This is a genomic window from Microvirga sp. GN3 (genome assembly GCF_055792825.1).
The window spans coordinates 1-16,950 of record NZ_JBVVAK010000009.1; the positions used below are offsets into that span (position 1 = coordinate 1).

General features: G+C 62.7%; 13 protein-coding genes. All 13 read left to right on the forward strand.

Translation table 11 applies throughout. The features are described 5' to 3' along the window. The first annotated feature begins 272 nt into the window (after window positions 1-272). The 13 genes from ACS5Q1_RS06695 to ACS5Q1_RS06755 all read left to right on the forward strand — a co-directional run bounded on the left by ACS5Q1_RS06695 (window position 273) and on the right by ACS5Q1_RS06755 (window position 16,949). Window positions 273-779 carry a chemotaxis protein CheW gene (locus ACS5Q1_RS06695; protein WP_473097439.1) on the forward strand — a complete coding sequence of 169 codons (507 nt, stop codon included), beginning with the start codon at window positions 273-275 and terminating at the stop codon, window positions 777-779. After that, on the forward strand, window positions 761-2,212 hold the full coding sequence (locus tag ACS5Q1_RS06700) for a CheR family methyltransferase (protein ID WP_473097440.1): 1,452 nt from the start codon (window positions 761-763) through the stop codon (window positions 2,210-2,212). Before ACS5Q1_RS06695 ends, ACS5Q1_RS06700 begins: the two co-directional genes overlap by 19 nt. 2 nt (window positions 2,213-2,214) lie before the next feature. Further along, window positions 2,215-2,814, forward strand: a complete 600-nt coding sequence (locus ACS5Q1_RS06705) for a chemotaxis protein CheW (protein ID WP_473097441.1) — start codon at window positions 2,215-2,217, stop codon at window positions 2,812-2,814. Between the two features lies 1 nt (window position 2,815). Then, complete coding sequence (locus tag ACS5Q1_RS06710) at window positions 2,816-4,492, forward strand: methyl-accepting chemotaxis protein (protein ID WP_473097442.1); 1,677 nt, start codon at window positions 2,816-2,818, stop codon at window positions 4,490-4,492. Between the two features lie 27 nt (window positions 4,493-4,519). After that, the gene (locus ACS5Q1_RS06715; RefSeq protein WP_473097443.1) at window positions 4,520-6,715 is read left to right on the forward strand and encodes a hybrid sensor histidine kinase/response regulator; all 2,196 of its coding nucleotides are present in this window, start codon (window positions 4,520-4,522) and stop codon (window positions 6,713-6,715) included. Window positions 6,716-6,725: 10 nt separating this feature from the next. Further along, window positions 6,726-7,802, forward strand: coding sequence for a chemotaxis-specific protein-glutamate methyltransferase CheB (cheB, locus tag ACS5Q1_RS06720; RefSeq protein ID WP_473097444.1), 1,077 nt, complete (start codon window positions 6,726-6,728; stop codon window positions 7,800-7,802). Beyond that, window positions 7,799-9,523 carry a response regulator gene (locus ACS5Q1_RS06725; protein WP_473097445.1) on the forward strand — a complete coding sequence of 575 codons (1,725 nt, stop codon included), beginning with the start codon at window positions 7,799-7,801 and terminating at the stop codon, window positions 9,521-9,523. Before cheB ends, ACS5Q1_RS06725 begins: the two co-directional genes overlap by 4 nt. Continuing rightward, entirely contained in the window at window positions 9,520-11,430 is a 1,911-nt protein-coding gene (locus ACS5Q1_RS06730) for a response regulator (protein ID WP_473097446.1), read from the forward strand. Before ACS5Q1_RS06725 ends, ACS5Q1_RS06730 begins: the two co-directional genes overlap by 4 nt. A 246-nt stretch (window positions 11,431-11,676) precedes the next feature. Next, a complete protein-coding gene (locus ACS5Q1_RS06735; RefSeq protein WP_203441531.1) occupies window positions 11,677-13,278 on the forward strand; it encodes an ABC transporter substrate-binding protein in 1,602 nt (533 codons plus the stop codon). A 65-nt stretch (window positions 13,279-13,343) separates the two neighbouring features. After that, on the forward strand, window positions 13,344-14,354 hold the full coding sequence (locus ACS5Q1_RS06740; protein WP_203441532.1) for an ABC transporter permease subunit: 1,011 nt from the start codon (window positions 13,344-13,346) through the stop codon (window positions 14,352-14,354). Beyond that, on the forward strand, window positions 14,351-15,265 hold the full coding sequence (locus ACS5Q1_RS06745; protein ID WP_203441533.1) for an ABC transporter permease subunit: 915 nt from the start codon (window positions 14,351-14,353) through the stop codon (window positions 15,263-15,265). Before ACS5Q1_RS06740 ends, ACS5Q1_RS06745 begins: the two co-directional genes overlap by 4 nt. A 2-nt stretch (window positions 15,266-15,267) precedes the next feature. Then, window positions 15,268-16,125: an ABC transporter ATP-binding protein gene (locus tag ACS5Q1_RS06750; protein ID WP_473097447.1), complete on the forward strand. Its 858-nt coding sequence runs from the start codon at window positions 15,268-15,270 to the stop codon at window positions 16,123-16,125. Beyond that, window positions 16,122-16,949: an ABC transporter ATP-binding protein gene (locus ACS5Q1_RS06755; protein ID WP_473097448.1), complete on the forward strand. Its 828-nt coding sequence runs from the start codon at window positions 16,122-16,124 to the stop codon at window positions 16,947-16,949. Before ACS5Q1_RS06750 ends, ACS5Q1_RS06755 begins: the two co-directional genes overlap by 4 nt. Window position 16,950: the final 1 nt, after the last annotated feature.

Below are 16,950 nucleotides of genomic sequence, written 5' to 3' on the forward strand. Positions count from 1 at the left end.
ATGCTGTATTGCTCGACGGACTGCCTCTGTCGTTGTGGCGCTCCCATGGAGAACCTGGCCCATAGCGCATCCCTCCATTCCGGCGATAAGAATGCACCATCAAACCCCGGGATCAAACATCTCTCTCTCTAGTGCATCGTGCGGACCCAGAGGGTCGCGCCCAACCATGCTCTAACCGCCGACACTCCGCGGTTGTCAGACCGGGCTTCGCACCTATTTAATGATCGAATTGGCTTGAGCCCTCCACCGGTTTCCTCCCTCGACCCAACCCCATGGCAAGTTTGCAGATCATAGTGTTCGACGTGTGCGGCACCGCCTGTGCCCTGCACAGAAGCGCCGCACGCGAGTTTCTGCCGCTGCCGCGCCTGTGGCACCCTCCCGTCCTGCCTCGTCCGGTGGCAGGGTTCTTCAACCTCAGCGGCCACGCTGTTCCAGTTCTTCGGCTCGATGTGCTGTTCGGCCTTCTGCGTGTCGAGGATGATGCCGAGGCGGATCTCTATCGGCATCTGATCCTCATCGATCGGTTCAGCGCATCGGGACTATCTGCGCTCCTTGTCGACCGGGTACTGGACGTTGCGAGCGTGGACACGTCCCAGCTTTCGTCCGTCAGCGCAGCAGGCACTTTGAACGGCTGCGTCGAGGCGGAGGTTACATGGGATGGACGTCTCGTCCACCTGCTCTCAGCCGAGCGCATCCTCCTTGCTGAGGAGCAGCAGACTCTGGCAGAGCTTGGACGCCAGGCACAGGATCGGCTCCGCGAATGGGCGGTCCCGGCCTGATGGCCGCATGCGCCGCCGCCGTTCCGCTGATCGATGCCGGCTTTCCAGAACTGAAAAGCCGCATCATCGAGCGCACGGGACATTTCTACTACCAGGACAAGGACGACCTGCTCTGGGAGCGCGTGCGCAAGCGCCTGCGCGCTACGGCCCTTTCCGATTCGACGCAGTATCTGAACTTTCTGGACGACGCGATTTCGGGTCCTGCCGAATGGGGCAAGCTGGAAACCGAGATCACCATCGGCGAGACGTTCTTCTTCCGCTATGCGGAGCAGTTCGCGGCGCTGCGCGATACGATCCTGCCCGAGATCATCGAGAGAAAGACATCCACGCGGCGGCTGCGGATCTGGAGCGCAGGATGCTCGACGGGAGCCGAGCCTTATTCGGTTGCCATCCTCGTCAACGAGATCCTCGGCGAGGATCTCGGGACGTGGCGCGTGAACATTATCGGTACCGACATCAACGACAGCTTTCTCAACGTCGCCAAGCAGGCAAGATTCGGAAAATGGGCGCTCCGGTCCATGCTGCCGGCAGAATGGGAACGCTATTTCCTGAGCGCGGGAAAGGATCAGTGGCAGGTGCGTCCGGAATTCCGCTCGCTGGTCCGTTTCGAGAGGCATAACCTTCTGAGCCTTCTCGATGGCACGTCGCCGCTCGAATTCACCGATTTCGACCTGATCCTCTGCCGCAACGTCCTGATCTATTTTCATCCGGACACGGTGATCCGGATCGTCGAGGTGCTGCATGACCGCCTCGCGGAGGATGGGTGGATGCTGCTGGGCCATGCCGAGCCCAATCCTGCCTTCTCCGCCATGATGCAGACCCTGAATCTACCGGGAACGGTGGCCTATCGGTCAGGCCCGGGGGAGGCACCGCCTTTCGCACGGCCTGCGCTGCCTCTGAAGGATCTTGCCCCGTTACCGCCTATTCCGAAGCGCGTGGAACCGGCCAAGCGGCATGCGCTCCCACGTCCTGCGAAGGCGCCATCCAACGCTCCTGCCTCGCCCGCTGTCCCGCAGGCTCTGGACGTCTTGCTGGACGCGGTCAGGGCGCAAGCCAATATAGGCGACTTCGCCGCCGCCGATGTTCTCTGCCGGAAAGCCCTCGTCGATCAGCCGCTGAGCGCGGCCCTTCACTTTTACCATGGCCTCATCCTGCAGGCCCTCGGACAGGGTGATGGCGCTGAGAAAAGCTTCCTTAAAAGCATCTATCTCGATAAAAGCTTTGCCATGGCTCACTACCACCTTGGACTGCTGCTGCTCGCGGAAAGGCGATCCGGTCCTGGCCGGCGCGCGCTGACCAATGCGGCCCGCATTGCGGCGGCGATGCCTGACGACCGCCTCCTCGAGGAGGCGGACGGGCTCACCGCTGTGGATCTGCGCAATCTCGTCCGCATCCATCTCGAAGCGGCAACGTCGTCCAAGCGCAGGAGATGAGTGTGGCGAAATCGGTGCGCCGTAAGCTGAGACTGATGGAATGGACCCGCGTTCGCTCGGCCGAGGAGCGCGTGCAGCAGATCCTCGACGAGCGCACGGAACTTCTAGCAACCCGCAAGGATGCAGCGGCAGCGTCCGTAGAGGCCCTGCCTCGCGCCCTGGTCTGCGGCGCAGGCCGTGAGCGCTTCGGTCTTCCCATCAACGGGGTGGCGGAAGTTCTGCCGTCTCAGAAATGCATGCCCGTCCCGGATGGTCCGCCAGCTCTGATCGGCCTGTTCGGCCGGAGCGGACGACTGGTGAGCGTCATCGATCTCGCCCTCGCGCTGGGCCTTGAGCCATCCTCCACGGATAGCGAGGACCAGCACTTCGTCCTGCTGCGACGCGAGCAGCCGCAGGTAGCGCTGAGGGTCGAGCGCGCCTACAGCGTCGCGGACATCCTGCCTGTGTCTGGCGACGAAGCGGCCGGCTTCCGCAATGACGCCGTCACCGGATACGGCAAGGTTCAGGCGGGATCTGCCGACCAAGACGAAACGCTCTCTCTTCTCGATACCGAGCGCCTTCTGCGCCCCCTTTTATCCTCTTCATCTGTTCCTGGAGCCTGACGTGACGATCTCGATCGCCAACCGCATCCTTCTCGGCTTCGCCGTCATCGTCGCACTGATGGTCGGCCTTGGCGTCTATACCCTTAACCAGCTCGACGATGTCCGCCAATCGACGGAAACGATCGTCACGCGCGATCTGGCTCTGATGCGTCAGATCGAGGATGTCGGCGAGCAGCAGAATGCCATGCGCAGCGTGCGGGAGGAGGTCCTCTCCCGGTTCTTCCTGCGCTCGCTTGGCCAGCAGCAGGTGGCCAACGACGACCTGGCCCGGTCATGGCAACAGCAGGCCGATGCGACTGAAGCGTCCCTCGCGCAGGCGGTCGCAACGGTGAATGACTTTGCCACACGGTCGGTCACGTCACAGCGAGCGGATGCATGGCGGCGCATCATCGAGACACTCAACCGGGCCGGCGCGGACCTGCGTCAACTGCGCTCCACCACAGAACGGCAGTTTGCGGCTCTGCAGAACAATGACCTCGCGGCGGTTATCGGCACTCAAAGCGCCCTGAACACCAGCCGGGAATCCTGGAACAGGAATCTCACGCAGTCCCGCAGCATTCTGAGCGAAGCGATCACGATCGGGCAGCAGCGGGTCGCCGAGGTCTATGAGCAGAGCCGCATGTCGATCATCCTCGCGGTGGCCGGCGCGGGTCTCCTGAGCATCCTGATCACCTATGCTCTGCGATCTTCCATCACAGGTCCACTCAGCGCTTTCATGGGCTTCGTCGAGCGGGTCGGACGTGGCGAGCTCGGCGGTCAGATGGCCATGACGGGAAAGGACGAGATCGGCCATCTCGGTTCCACACTCAACACCATGGTCGACGGCCTGCGACAGCTCGCGCAGCAGAGCCGGGAGGCGACCGAGAACCTGCATGCAGCAGCCGCGGAAATCCGTGCTTCGACCCAGGAACAGGCGGCCTCTGTCGAAGAGCAATTGGCCGCCGTGCAGGAAACGGCCGCGACCGTGGACGAGATCACGCATTCAGGCACACAAATCGGCAAGCGCGCGCAGGAGGTCATCGCATCGGCACAGGCGGCGGCGCAAACCAGCATGTCGGGATTGCAGGCCGTCGAGGAAACCGCTCGTGCCATGGATGCCATTCGTGAACAGGCGGAAGCGGTGGCGGAAAACATCGTCGCCTTGAGCGAGAAGACGCAAGCCGTCGGCGAGATCATCGCATCGGTCAACGACATATCGGAGCGCACACATCTTCTCGCCCTCAACGCCGCCATCGAAGCTGCCGCAGCCGGCGAAAACGGGCGCAGCTTCGCGGTGGTGGCGTCAGAGATGAAGACGCTGGCCGATCAGGCAAAGGATGCGACGCTGCAGGTGCGCTCGATCCTCGGCGACATCCAGCGCGGCATCAATTCATCCGTGATGCTCACAGAGGAAGCCGTGAAGCGCGTCTCTGCCGGCAAGGAGCGCACGGACATCACGCAGCAGACCATCACGGGCATTTCGGGACAGATCCAGGAGAGCGTGCAGACCTTCCAGCAGATCATCGCTTCGACCAATCAGCAGCAGCTCGGCATCGAGCAAGTGATGGGAGCGCTTCAGAACATCCGCCAGGCAAGCCAGCAGACTGCCGCCGGCACGCGCCAGCTCGATACGGCGGCCGCCAACCTGTCCACTCTTGCGCAGCAATTGCTCGGCCTTGCCGAGCGCTATCGCCTGTAAGCGGTCGATGATGAGGACGCGCACATCGTGACGGATATCCGCAAGCAGCTTCTCGCGGCCTTCGACGCGGAGCACCGGGAACATCTCCAGGCGATCCGCTCCGCGCTCGATCATGCGGGTGCGGGCGAGATCGATCTGACGGATGTCTTTCGTCGTGCGCATAGCCTCAAAGGCGCCGCCCGCGCCGTCGATCTGCCGGCGGTCGAAGAGGTCGCGCACCAGCTCGAAGCGCTCTTCTCGCAAGTGCTCGAAGGGCAACAATCGCTGGACGAGCCCGCCATCGCAACGGTGCGGCACAATCTCGACCTCATCGAGGATCTCGTCGCGGATGTTCTGAGGCGGCCGGAACCGCAGACGTCTCCGGCGCCGGTGCCGAAACCTGCAGCGCTTGAACCTGAACCGGTTGCGCCGAAGACAGATGCACCTGCCGATACCGGCACGGGATCCTATCTCCGCGTTGCCGCCGAGCAGATGGAAGAACTGTCCGATTCCATGCACCAGCTTCTGGCAGAGCTGCAGGCGGATGAGGGAATTGACGACACGTTGCGGCAAATCGAACTGGAGGTTCGCGGCTTGAGGCGAAGCTGGGATCAGCTCCATGCGCAGGTCAATGCCTTGAATTCCACAGCGCCGCAGGGCCGCAGCAACGCATCCTTTTCCCCGCGCCTGCGCGATTTCGATCAAGGCCTGAAGGCGCTGTTTCGCAGATTGTCCGCCCTGTCCCGTGACAGGCGGCAGGCGAGCTGGACCATCGAGCAGGCGGCACGACAGGTCCGCGAGAACATCGACCGCGTCTCCCTCGTCTCGGCGGAGACAGTATTCGGCGGCTTCGGCCACATGGTGCGCGAGATCGCCCGCAAGGCGGGGCGGGACATAAACGTGCGCAGCATCGGCCTCGATATCCAGGTCGACCGGCAGGTGCTTCAGGCGCTCAAGGACCCTGTCATGCATCTCCTCCGCAACGCGGTGAGCCACGGTGTCGAGTCATCGGAGGAACGCGTCGCCAAAGGCAAGCCCGAACGGGCCGAGATAACCCTGGAATTGGCCTCTCGCGGCGGGCGTCTCGCCATCAGTGTTCGCGACGACGGACGCGGGCCCGATCTGGCGCGCATCGAGCAGGTCGCCATCGAACGCGGGCTGTTGCAGCCGCGGAGTACAGGCCATCCGCCACCGATGATGGATCAGTTGCTGTCCCTCGTCTTCGCACCCGGCTTCTCGACGGCGGGCGAGGTCGATCGCCTTGCGGGCCGGGGCATGGGCCTATCCGTCGTGGCGGAGGCCGTCCGCAAGCTGCAGGGCTCGGTTCTGCTACGGCCGCGCTATCCTCACGGGACTGAGGTCCTGCTGAATGTGCCCTTCACGGCGGCGCGCCAGCCGCTGCTGCTTCTGGAAGCGGAAGAGCGAATGTTCGGCCTGCCCTCCCATGCGGTGGAGCGGCTTCTGCGACTGCCGGCCCAAACGCTGGAAAGTGTGGAAGGCCGTCCCACGGCACGGATCGAGATCGGGGGGCAGGACGTTATCGTGCCAGTCGTCGCCCTTGCAGCCCTGACAGGATCCCCGAATGCCCCCCTCCCCACCGAGGCAGGACACGTGAAGGCCGTGATCGTCCGCCACGGTTCCCGCACCTGTGCGCTTGCCGTCAACACCTTCCATGACGTCCGCACGATGCTGGTCAGCGATGTCCAGGCGATCGGGCTGAACGAGCTGGTGTCGGGCACCATCCTGCTGGAAAACGAGATGCCGGCCCTCGTGTTGAGCCCGGACAAGCTGGTCGAGCATTGGGTCAAGAACGAGAGCAGGCTCGCCGCCGGCGGCCTGGGCCTTGCGCAATGGGCTCCCGAGGAGGAGCGGCGGTCGCGGACTATCCTCGTGGTCGACGATTCCATCACCACCCGGACCCTTGAGAAGAGCATTCTGGAGGCGCAGGGCTATGAGGTTCTCCTCAGTGTCGACGGCATCGATGCTCTTCACGTCCTGCGTTCGGGCGAGGCCATCGTGGACCTCGTCATCGCTGACGTGGAGATGCCGCGCATGGACGGCTTCGGCCTGCTGCAGGCGATCAAGACCGATCCGCGGTTGTCCACCCTTCCCGTGATCCTCATGACCTCGCGCGCCGACCCAGAGGATGTGCGCAAGGGTCTCGATCTCGGCGCGAGCGCCTATATTACCAAGCAGAAGTTCGATCAGCGCGAGCTCCTGGCAACGATCGGGCAGGTGTTGTGAGTTTCAGGCGATGAGTATGGCGTCCCAGCCACGGGTCCGGGTGATGGTCGTCGAGGATTCCCTCGTCGTCCGTCAGCTGCTCGTCCATATCATCGCCAGCGATCCGCGCCTCGTGGTCGCGGCGGCCGTCAGCTCGGCAGAGGAGGCGCTTCAGGAAATCGGCCGCGTGCAGCCGGACGTGGTGTCCATGGACATCCGCTTGCCCGGCATGGACGGGCTGGAGGCAACGCGCCGGATCATGTCGGAACATCCGACGCCCATCGTGGTCATTGCCGACAGCATCGAGGATTCCTCTCTCAAGATCTCCATGAATGCGCTCCGCGCCGGCGCACTCACAGTGGTGGAAAAGCCCGTCGGCCTTTCCAGCGTCAATTACGCCGGAATCGCCAGCACCATCTGCACTCAGCTCTACATCATGAGCCAAGTGCCGGTGGTCCGGCAGCGCTCCTTCGCGCCATGGCGCGACAAGAGTGCCACCCCAGCCCCCAGGCGAGAGACCGAATGGAAGGCGACGCGCCCGAGCATCATGGGCATTGCCGCCTCCACGGGCGGGCCGCCGGCGCTCGCCAAGGTTCTGGGCACCCTCCCGGAGGACTTTCCGCTTCCGATTCTCCTCGTCCAGCACATGGGCGCTCCCTTCATGGAAGGCTTCGCCTCCTGGCTGAATGGGCTGATGCCTCTGGACGTCCGCATCGCGCAGGATCAGGAGATCCCAGCACCCGGCCGTGTCTATGTCGCGCCCGGCAACCGGCACCTGCTCCTGTCTCCTGCAGGAACCTTGAAGGTGAGCAGCGAACCTCCCCTAAGCAATCAGCGGCCGTCGGCCACCATGCTGTTCCAGTCGATTGCGCGGTCTGCGGGGCACAGGGGGCTCGGCGTCATCCTCACCGGCATGGGCGAGGATGGAGCGCAGGGCCTCGTCGAATTGCGTCGGGCCGGAGGCTACGGGCTCGCGGAGGATGAAAGCAGCGCCGTCGTCTATGGCATGCCAGCGGCGGCGGCCCGCATGGGCGGCGTCAATGTCAGCCTGCCCCTTGACCTGATCGCGCCCCAGATCCTGAGGCTGGTGCGGGGAGAGGGCGAATGAGCGCGGGCACTGTTGCCCAGACCGCCGAGATTCTCCTGGTCGAGGATTCTGAGACCCAGGCGCTGCAGCTGCGCCATATGCTCGAGACGAACGGCTTCAGCGTCTCCTGGCGCTCCACGGCGGAAGCCGCTCTCGATAGTCTGAACGAAAGGCTGCCCGACCTTGTCATCGCCGATTATCATCTGCCCGGGATGAACGGGGACGAATTGACCCGCCAGATGCGCCTCAACGTGCGGACGCGGGCGATCCCGGTGATCATGCTGACGGAGGCGCGGGAGCGCGCCGTCGAGCGTCAGGGCCTTGAGAGCGGCGCGGACGCCTACATCTCCAAATCAGCCGAGCAGGAGCTGATCGTTCTGCGGATCAAGGCGCTGCTGCGCCGGCGCTCGTCCCCGCTTGGCGATTCCAGGGAGGATCGGCAATCCCCCAGCTTCGGTGCCTTCCGCCGGGCCTGCCTCCTCATCGTGGACGACAGCCCGACACGCCGCACCTATTTGCAGAATCTGCTGGCCCATGAAGGCTATGCGGTGACGCCGGTCCCAGGATCAGTCGAGGCACTCAGGCAGGTTCGCTTGCCGGATGCCAATTGGGACTGCATCCTGGTCAACCTGCTCAGCCCTGGCTTCGACGGCATCGAGCTGTGCCGTCAGCTGAACCTTTATCGCGGGCTCGCGCCCCTGCCGGGCACGGATGCTCCAAGCTTTGCCATCGTCGGCCTCGGCAACGAGGAAGGGGGCGACCTGCTCGGACGTGCCTTTGCCGCAGGGGTGGATGACATCGTCCCCTCCACGGTCGAAGCCGACGTGATGCGCGTGCGCATCCGCGCGCTCATTCGGCGTAAGCTGATGCAGGACGAGAACTGGCGCATCGAGGCGGAACTGCGCGAGCGGGAACTGGCCCTCGCCAAGGCCCAGGCGGAGGCCGCCTCCGCAGAGGCCCTGGCCAAGGCGAACAGTGAGCTGGAGGAAGCCAACGATCTCCTGAAGGGCACTCAGGCCCAGCTCGTCCAGGCGGCCAAGATGGCGTCTCTCGGCGAACTGGTGGCGGGCATTGCCCATGAGATCAACAATCCCCTTGCCTTCATCCAGGCGCATCAGGGCACGGTGGAGAAGCTGCTCACCGAAATCGCCTCGAAACTCCCATCCGAGGCAGGGCTTGAGCGGCAGGTGCAGAAATCCCGAGATCGCGTCGGCGCCATGAAGCTGGGGCTTGCCCGGATTCAGGATCTAGTTCTCAACCTGAGACGATTTTCTCGCCTCGACGAAGGTGACTTTCAGACGGTCAACGTGCCGGAATCCATTGAGACCGTACTGGCTCTCTTAGGCCATAAGCTCGGCACCCGGATCGACGTGCGGCGACGCTACAATGCGGTTTCCGACCTTTATTGCTCACCCGCCCTTCTGAACCAGGTGGTCATGAACATCATCGGCAACGCCGCCGACGCGATCAAGGGCACCGGCGGCATAGACATTGAAACTGAGAGTAACGAGACAACCTATACCATCAAGATCAGCGATACAGGTCCGGGAATTCCAGGGGAATTGCGGGAGCGCGTCTTCGAACCGTTCTTCACCACCAAGCCCGTCGGGTCTGGAACTGGACTTGGCCTGGCTATCGCTTATAGCGTCGTCCAGGCCCACAAAGGATCGATTGCGGTGGATTCAGGCTCCCGGGGGGGCGCCGGTTTCACCATCACGATCCCGAGGCATATTGTTTCATGACCTTGTCGAGCGAGATGAATTCAACCAATGGCACGATCCTGGTCGTCGATGACGAGCCGGATATCCTTATCGCGATCGAGGACCTGTTCGAGAACGATTACCGGGTGCTGACGGCTTCGTCGCCGGTCCAGGCGCTCGACATCATCCGGCAGGAACCCGACATCGCTATCATCATCTCGGATCAGCGCATGCCCGAGATGCAGGGCGACGAGTTTCTGGCCAGGGCCCGCCACGAAACCGACGCCGATGCGATTCTTCTCACCGGCTATGCGGATCTCAAGGCAGTGATCGGTGCGGTCAACAAGGGCCGCATCATGGCCTATGTCCCAAAACCCTGGGATCCGGCCGCCCTCTCCAATATAGTGGCCGCCGCCTACCAGCGACGCATGCTGGCCCGCAAGCTCGATACCGAGCGTGCGCTTCTGAGCGGGCTGATGGAGAGTACGGACGACCTGATCTCCTTCAAGGATCTCGACGGCCGTTTCGTCCGCCTGAACGCCAGCAAGGCGCAAAGCCTCGGTTGCAATTCCGAAGACTGCCTCGGCCATAAGGAGCGGGATTTCGTCTCGTCGGACCGAGCCAGGATGATCGAGGAGGCAGAGCGCCGGGCGATTGCAGCGCGTGCCCCCGACGAGATCGTCGAGCAGCGGACCTCGACCGACGGCACGACCCAGTGGTTCCTGATCAACCATATCCCGATCCTCGACGAGGCTGGAGCCGTCAAGCACCTTGCCACCATCGAGCGCGACATCACCGAGCGCAAGCTGATGGAGATGCGCCTGCGGCAGGCGGACAAGATGCAGGCTCTCGGGACCCTTGCCGGCGGCATCGCGCACGACTTCAACAACCTGCTGATGGCGGTCCTTGGCAGCCTCGATCTTGCCTCGCGCCGGGCGCCCGACGACCCCCGCCTGACGCGGCTGTTGCAGAACGCCACCTATGCGGCGGAGCGCGGCGCCTCCCTGACCCAGCGACTCCTGAGCTTCAGCCGCCAGCGCGACCTGCGGCTTCAGGCCGTGGACGTCAATCAGGTCATCACCAGCATGAACGACCTGCTGACGCGCACGCTTGGCGGGGTCATCCGGATCGAGCGCCATCTCACCGACGGCCTGTGGACAGCCATGGTCGACCCGGATCAGCTCGAACTTGCGATCCTCAACCTGTGCATCAACGCCCGCGACGCCATGGTCGAGAACGGGACCCTCGCTCTCTCGACCCGCAATGAGGCGGTGGACGAGGGACGGATTACCGATTTGAGCGGTGGCGAGTACGTGGTGATCTCTGTCACGGATTCGGGTAGCGGCATTCCACCGGAGGTTCTGGCCAGGGTGCTCGAACCCTTCTTCACCACCAAGGAGGTGGGCAAGGGAACAGGGCTTGGCTTGCCCATGGTCTACGGGCTGGCGCAGCAATCCGGCGGTACCGTCACGATCCAAAGTACGGTCGGAGTGGGCACGACCGTCGAGCTTTACCTGTCCCGCGCAGCCGTCGAACAGGAAGACAGCCCTCATGAGAAGGAGGCGACCGCACCCGATGCGCCCAAGGTGCGCATTCTGCTCGTTGATGACGATGCGGAAGTGAGAACCGTGACTGCCGCCTATCTTACCGAGATGGGGCATCGGGTCGTGGAGGCTGCAGATGGATCGTCAGCCCTCGATATCCTGAGGACCGATGATCAGCTCGATCTCCTCATTGCCGATTTTGCGATGCCCGGCATGACGGGAACCGACTTGGCCGACAAGGCACGAGAGATACGAACCGATCTCGGTATCCTGCTCGTCACCGGGTATGCCGATCCAAAGCGACTGCCGGACGGTTATCTGATGCTCCACAAGCCCTTCAGCCGCGACGATCTGGCCGCGAAGGTCACGGAAGCGGCTGAGCAGGATCGACGCTCGCCCCTCTGAAAAGTGTCGCCCCGCTTGGCCAATTGTGAACAAGGGCATTTTGAGCGACTTTGGCCGAAAACCGTCCAGAATCGCGGAGAATTGACCCCTCGAACCGCCGATTCCGACTGTCGCATGGGCAGAAAATGGTAAATTTCCCTTAAAAATTATCCATTGTTGCATGGACAGATTGACATTATCGGGGCTTCGCACCTTAACTCCGTCACAGAACGGCCACGAGTAGAGCCGTCTCAGAGGACCAAGGTAATGAAAAAATCAGCCCTTTTCGCAGCCATCTGCGTTCCGGCCTTCCTGGCCGCCGCTCCGTTGGCCGCTAAAACCCTCGTCTATTGCTCCGAGGGCAGCCCGGAGAACTTCTATCCCGGCGTCAACACCACCGGCACGTCCTTCGACGCGACCGAGCAGATCTATGACAACATCGTCGATTTCGAGCGCGGCGGCACGAAGGTCGTCCCCGGCCTCGCCGAGAAGTGGGACATCTCGGCTGACGGCACGGTCTACACCTTCCACCTGCGCAAGAACGCCAAGTGGCACTCCAACAAGAACTTCAAGCCCACCCGCAACCTGAATGCCGACGACGTCGTGTTCATGTTCGAGCGTCAGTGGAAGGAAGCGAACCCCTATTTCAAGGTGACGAGCCCGAACCACTCCTACTTCAACGACATGGGCATGCCCGCCCTGCTGAAGTCGGTCGAGAAGGTCGATGACTACACTGTCCGTGTCACCCTGAATAAGCCGGAAGCTCCGTTCCTGGCCAATCTCGCCATGCAGTGGGCAGGCGTCCAGTCGAAGGAATATGCCGACGCCATGCTGAAGGCCGGCACCCCGGAGAAGATTGACCAAGAGCCGGTCGGCACGGGCCCGTTCTATCTGGTCCAGTACCAGAAGGATGCGATCATCCGCTACAAGGCCTTCCCCGATTACTGGGACGGCAAGGCGAAGCTCGACGACCTCGTCTTCTCGATCACCCCGGACGCCTCCGTGCGTTGGGCCAAGGTCCAGAAGGGCGAATGCCACGTCATGCCGTATCCGAACCCGGCTGACCTCGACGCCATGAAGAAGGATCCGAACATCACGGTCATGGAGCAGGCCGGCCTGAACGTCGGCTACCTCGCCTACCAGACCACGAAGAAGCCCTTCGACGACGTGCGCGTCCGTAAGGCCTTCAACATGGCCATGAACAAGAAGGCGATCGTCGATGCCGTGTTCCTCGGCTCCGGCGTCCCTGCCATCAATCCGATCCCGCCGTCCATGTGGTCGTACAACAGCTCGATCAAGGACGACGAGTACAATCCGGAAGCGGCCAAGAAGCTGCTCGCGGAAGCCGGCTACCCGAACGGCCTCGAGACCGACCTGTGGGCGATGCCGGTTCAGCGTCCCTACAACCCGAATGCACGCCGCATCGCCGAGCTGATGCAGGCCGACCTCGCCAAGATCGGCGTGAAGGCCGAGATCAAGAGCTTCGAGTGGGGCGAGTACCGCAAGCGGGCCCAGGCCGGTGAGCACCAGATGGCTCAGCTCGGCTGGACGGGCGACAACGGCGACCCGGACAACTTCCTGCATACCCTGCTCGGCTGCGCCTCGGCTCAGTCCGCGTCGGGCTCGAACATCGCGAAGTTCTGCTACAAGCCCTTCGACGATCTCGTGACGAAGGCCAAGGTCACGACCAATCAGGCCGAGCGCACCAAGCTCTACGAAGAAGCTCAGAAGATCTTCAAGGAGCAGGCTCCGTGGTTCACGGTGGCTCACGCCGTGCAGCTGAAGCCGGTCCGCAAGGAAGTCGTGGATTTCAAGCTCTCGCCGTTCGGTCGCCACACGTTCTACGGCGTGGACATCAAGGGCAAGTAAGCTAATCCCTTCAACCTACGGCGGAGCGGCTCAAAAAAGCCGCTCCGCCTTTTTATGTTCAGACGATGCTCAGATTCATTTTGACCCGCGTCAGCCTGATCATCCCGACCTTCATCGGGATCACATTGCTGGCCTTCTTCCTGATCCGCCTCGTACCGGGCGATCCCATCGAAACGCTTGCCGGCGAGCGCGGCATTGATCCCGCCCGCCACGAACAGCTGCGCAAGGAATACGGCTTCGACCAGCCGATCTTCGTCCAATACGGGATTTACCTGTCGCGCGTGCTGCAGGGCGATCTCGGCAAGTCGATGATCACCCAGGAGCCGGTTCTCAACGAATTCTCGGCCCTGTTCCCGGCCACTATCGAGCTGGCGCTCTGCGCGATCATCTTCGCTCTCGTGCTCGGTCTTCCGGCAGGCATCATCGCGGCCATCCGACGAAATTCGATCTTCGACCACGGCGTGATGGGCATCTCGCTCACCGGCTATTCCATGCCGATCTTCTGGTGGGGCCTCATTCTCATCCTGCTCTTTTCGGTGCAGTTCGATCTCACGCCCGTGTCAGGCCGCATCGATGTGCTCTATTATATCGAGCCGATCACCGGCTTCCTCCTGATCGACACGCTTCTCTCCGACGAGCCGGGGGCGTTCTGGTCTGCCGTCAGACACCTGATCCTGCCCACCATCGTCCTCGGCACGGTGCCGCTCGCCGTCATCGCCCGCATGACCCGTTCGGCCATGCTGGAAGTGCTCGGCGAGGACTACATCCGCACGGCCAAGGCCAAGGGCCTGACCCGATTCCGGATCGTCGCCCTGCATGCCCTGCGCAATGCGCTCATCCCCGTCGTGACGGTGATCGGCCTGCAGGTGGGCGTGCTGTTCACCGGCGCGATCCTTACGGAAACCATCTTTTCCTGGCCGGGCGTCGGCAAATGGCTCATCGATGCCATCTTCCGCCGCGATTATCCGGTGCTGCAGGGCGGTGCCCTGCTGCTCGGCGTTGTCGTGATGAGCGTGAATCTTCTCGTCGACCTTGCCTACGGCCTCATCAATCCTCGCATCAGGCATACGCGATGACCACTGAAACCATGGAAGCTCCGGCCGTCGCAGCGCCGACGGCCACCCCGCCCCACCCCCTACGCGAGTTCTGGAGCTATTTCAGCGCCAACCACGGCGCCGTCGCCGGTCTCGTCGTGATCGTTGCCGTTGTGATCGTGGCGTTGCTGGCGGATGTGATCGCGCCTCATGATCCCAATGTCACAAACACCGCCATCGCGCTCAAGCCGCCGTTCTGGCAGGAGGGCGGCTTGCTGTCCTACCCGCTCGGCACCGATCCCATCGGGCGCGATATCCTGTCCCGTCTGATCTACGGTGCCCGACTGTCGCTCCTCATCGGCATCGTGGTGGTGACGATCTCGATCATCCTCGGCACCGTGCTCGGCCTCGTCGCAGGCTTCTTCCGCGGCCTGACCGAGATCTTCATCATGCGCCTGATGGACATCATCCTCACCCTGCCGAGCCTCCTGCTCGCCATCGTGATCGTAGCGGTGCTCGGCCCAGGTCTGATGAACGCCATGCTGGCGGTGGCCCTGGTGATCCTGCCGCATTACGTACGCCTTGCTCGCGCCGCGGTGATCACGGAAACCTCGAAGGACTACGTGACGGCTGCCCGCGTGAGCGGCGCCAGCACGATGCGCCTGATGTTCAAGGAAGTGCTGCCGAACTGCACCGCTCCCTTGATCGTGCAGGCCTCTCTCGGTATCTCGACCGCGATCCTGGATGCGGCTGCGCTCGGCTTCCTTGGCCTCGGCGCACAGCCTCCGTCGCCTGAATGGGGCACGATGCTGGCCGATGCCCGCGAGTTCGTGCTTCGCGCCTGGTGGGTCGTCACCTTCCCCGGTCTCGCCATCCTCATCACGGTGCTCGCGTTCAATCTTCTGGGTGACGGCCTTCGCGATGCCTTCGATCCGAAGCTGAAGAGGTCCTGATCATGGCGCTTCTTGAAATCGAGAATCTCGTCGTCGAGTTTCAGACCTCTGCCGGCATGTTCCGGGCAGTCGATGGCGTGTCGCTCAAGGTCGACGAGCGCGAGGTTCTGGCTATCGTCGGGGAATCCGGCTCGGGCAAGTCCGTGTCGATGCTCGCCGTGATGGGCCTTCTGCCGTGGACGGCAAAGGTGACGGCCGACAAGATGACGTTCAATGGCCGTGATCTTCTTAAGTTGTCCGATTCCGAGCGTCGCAAGATCGTCGGCAAGGACATTGCGATGATCTTCCAGGAGCCGGTGGCAAGCCTCAATCCGTGCTACACGGTCGGCTTCCAGATCGAGGAAGTGCTGCGCTTCCATCTCGGCCTTGGGCGGAAGGAGCGGCGCGCCCGCGCCATCGAGCTTCTGACTGCAGTCGGTATCCCCAGCCCCGCCGAGCGTCTGAACTCGTTCCCGCATCAGATGTCCGGCGGCCAGTGCCAGCGCGTGATGATCGCCATGGCCATCGCCTGCAATCCGAAGCTTCTGATCGCCGATGAGCCGACCACGGCACTCGACGTCACGATCCAGAAACAGATTCTCGACCTTCTCGTGAAGCTTCAGGCCGAGCACGGGATGGGCATGATCATGATCACCCACAATATGGGCGTGGTCGCAGAAACTGCCGATCGCGTCGTGGTTCAGTATAAGGGCCGCAAGATGGAAGAGGCGGACGTACTGACATTGTTCGAGAATCCGCGCAGCAACTACACGAAGGCTCTCCTGGCTGCGTTGCCTGACAACGCGACGGGCGACCGCCTGCCTACCATCGCGGATTATTTCAAGGACGGAAGCGAGATCGCCGGAGCGGCCGTATCATGAGTGTTGTTCTCGAAGCCCGGAATATCGTCCGGGATTATCATATGCCCGGAAGCCTTTTCTCCAAGGGCAGGACGGTCCATGCCGTGAAGGGCGTGAGCTTCACGGTCGAGAAAGGCAAGACCCTCGCCATCGTCGGCGAAAGCGGCTGCGGCAAGTCCACGCTTGCGCGCATCCTCACGCTGATCGACCCGGCAACGTCCGGCGATCTCCTCATTCAGGGAAAAAAGGTCGATATCGCGAAGGGAGACCTCACGAAGGATCTCCGGCGCGAAGTGCAGATCGTGTTCCAGAACCCCTATGGCTCGCTCAATCCGCGCCAGAAGATCGGCGACGTGCTGGGTGCGCCTCTGGTGATTCACGGCAACGTGCCGGCCGCCGAGCGGCGTGATCGCGCCATGGCGATGTTGAAGAAGGTCGGCCTCAGCGAAGAGCATTTCAACCGCTATCCGCACATGTTCTCCGGCGGTCAGCGGCAACGCATCGCGATTGCCCGTGCCCTGATGCTCAATCCGAGCCTGCTCGTTCTCGACGAGCCGGTTTCGGCGCTCGACCTCTCAGTGCAGGCGCAGGTGCTGAACCTGCTGGCCGATCTGCAGGACGAGTTCAACCTCACCTACGTCTTCATCAGTCACGATCTGTCGGTGGTTCGCTACATCGCCGACGAGGTGATGGTGATGTATTTCGGCGAGGCGGTCGAATACGGCACCCGTGACGAGGTGTTCTCCGATCCGAAGCACGATTACACCAAGACGCTTTTCGCGGCGACGCCACGCGCGGATCCTGCGAGCATCAAGGCGCGATTGGAACGGAAGAAGGCAGCCTGAC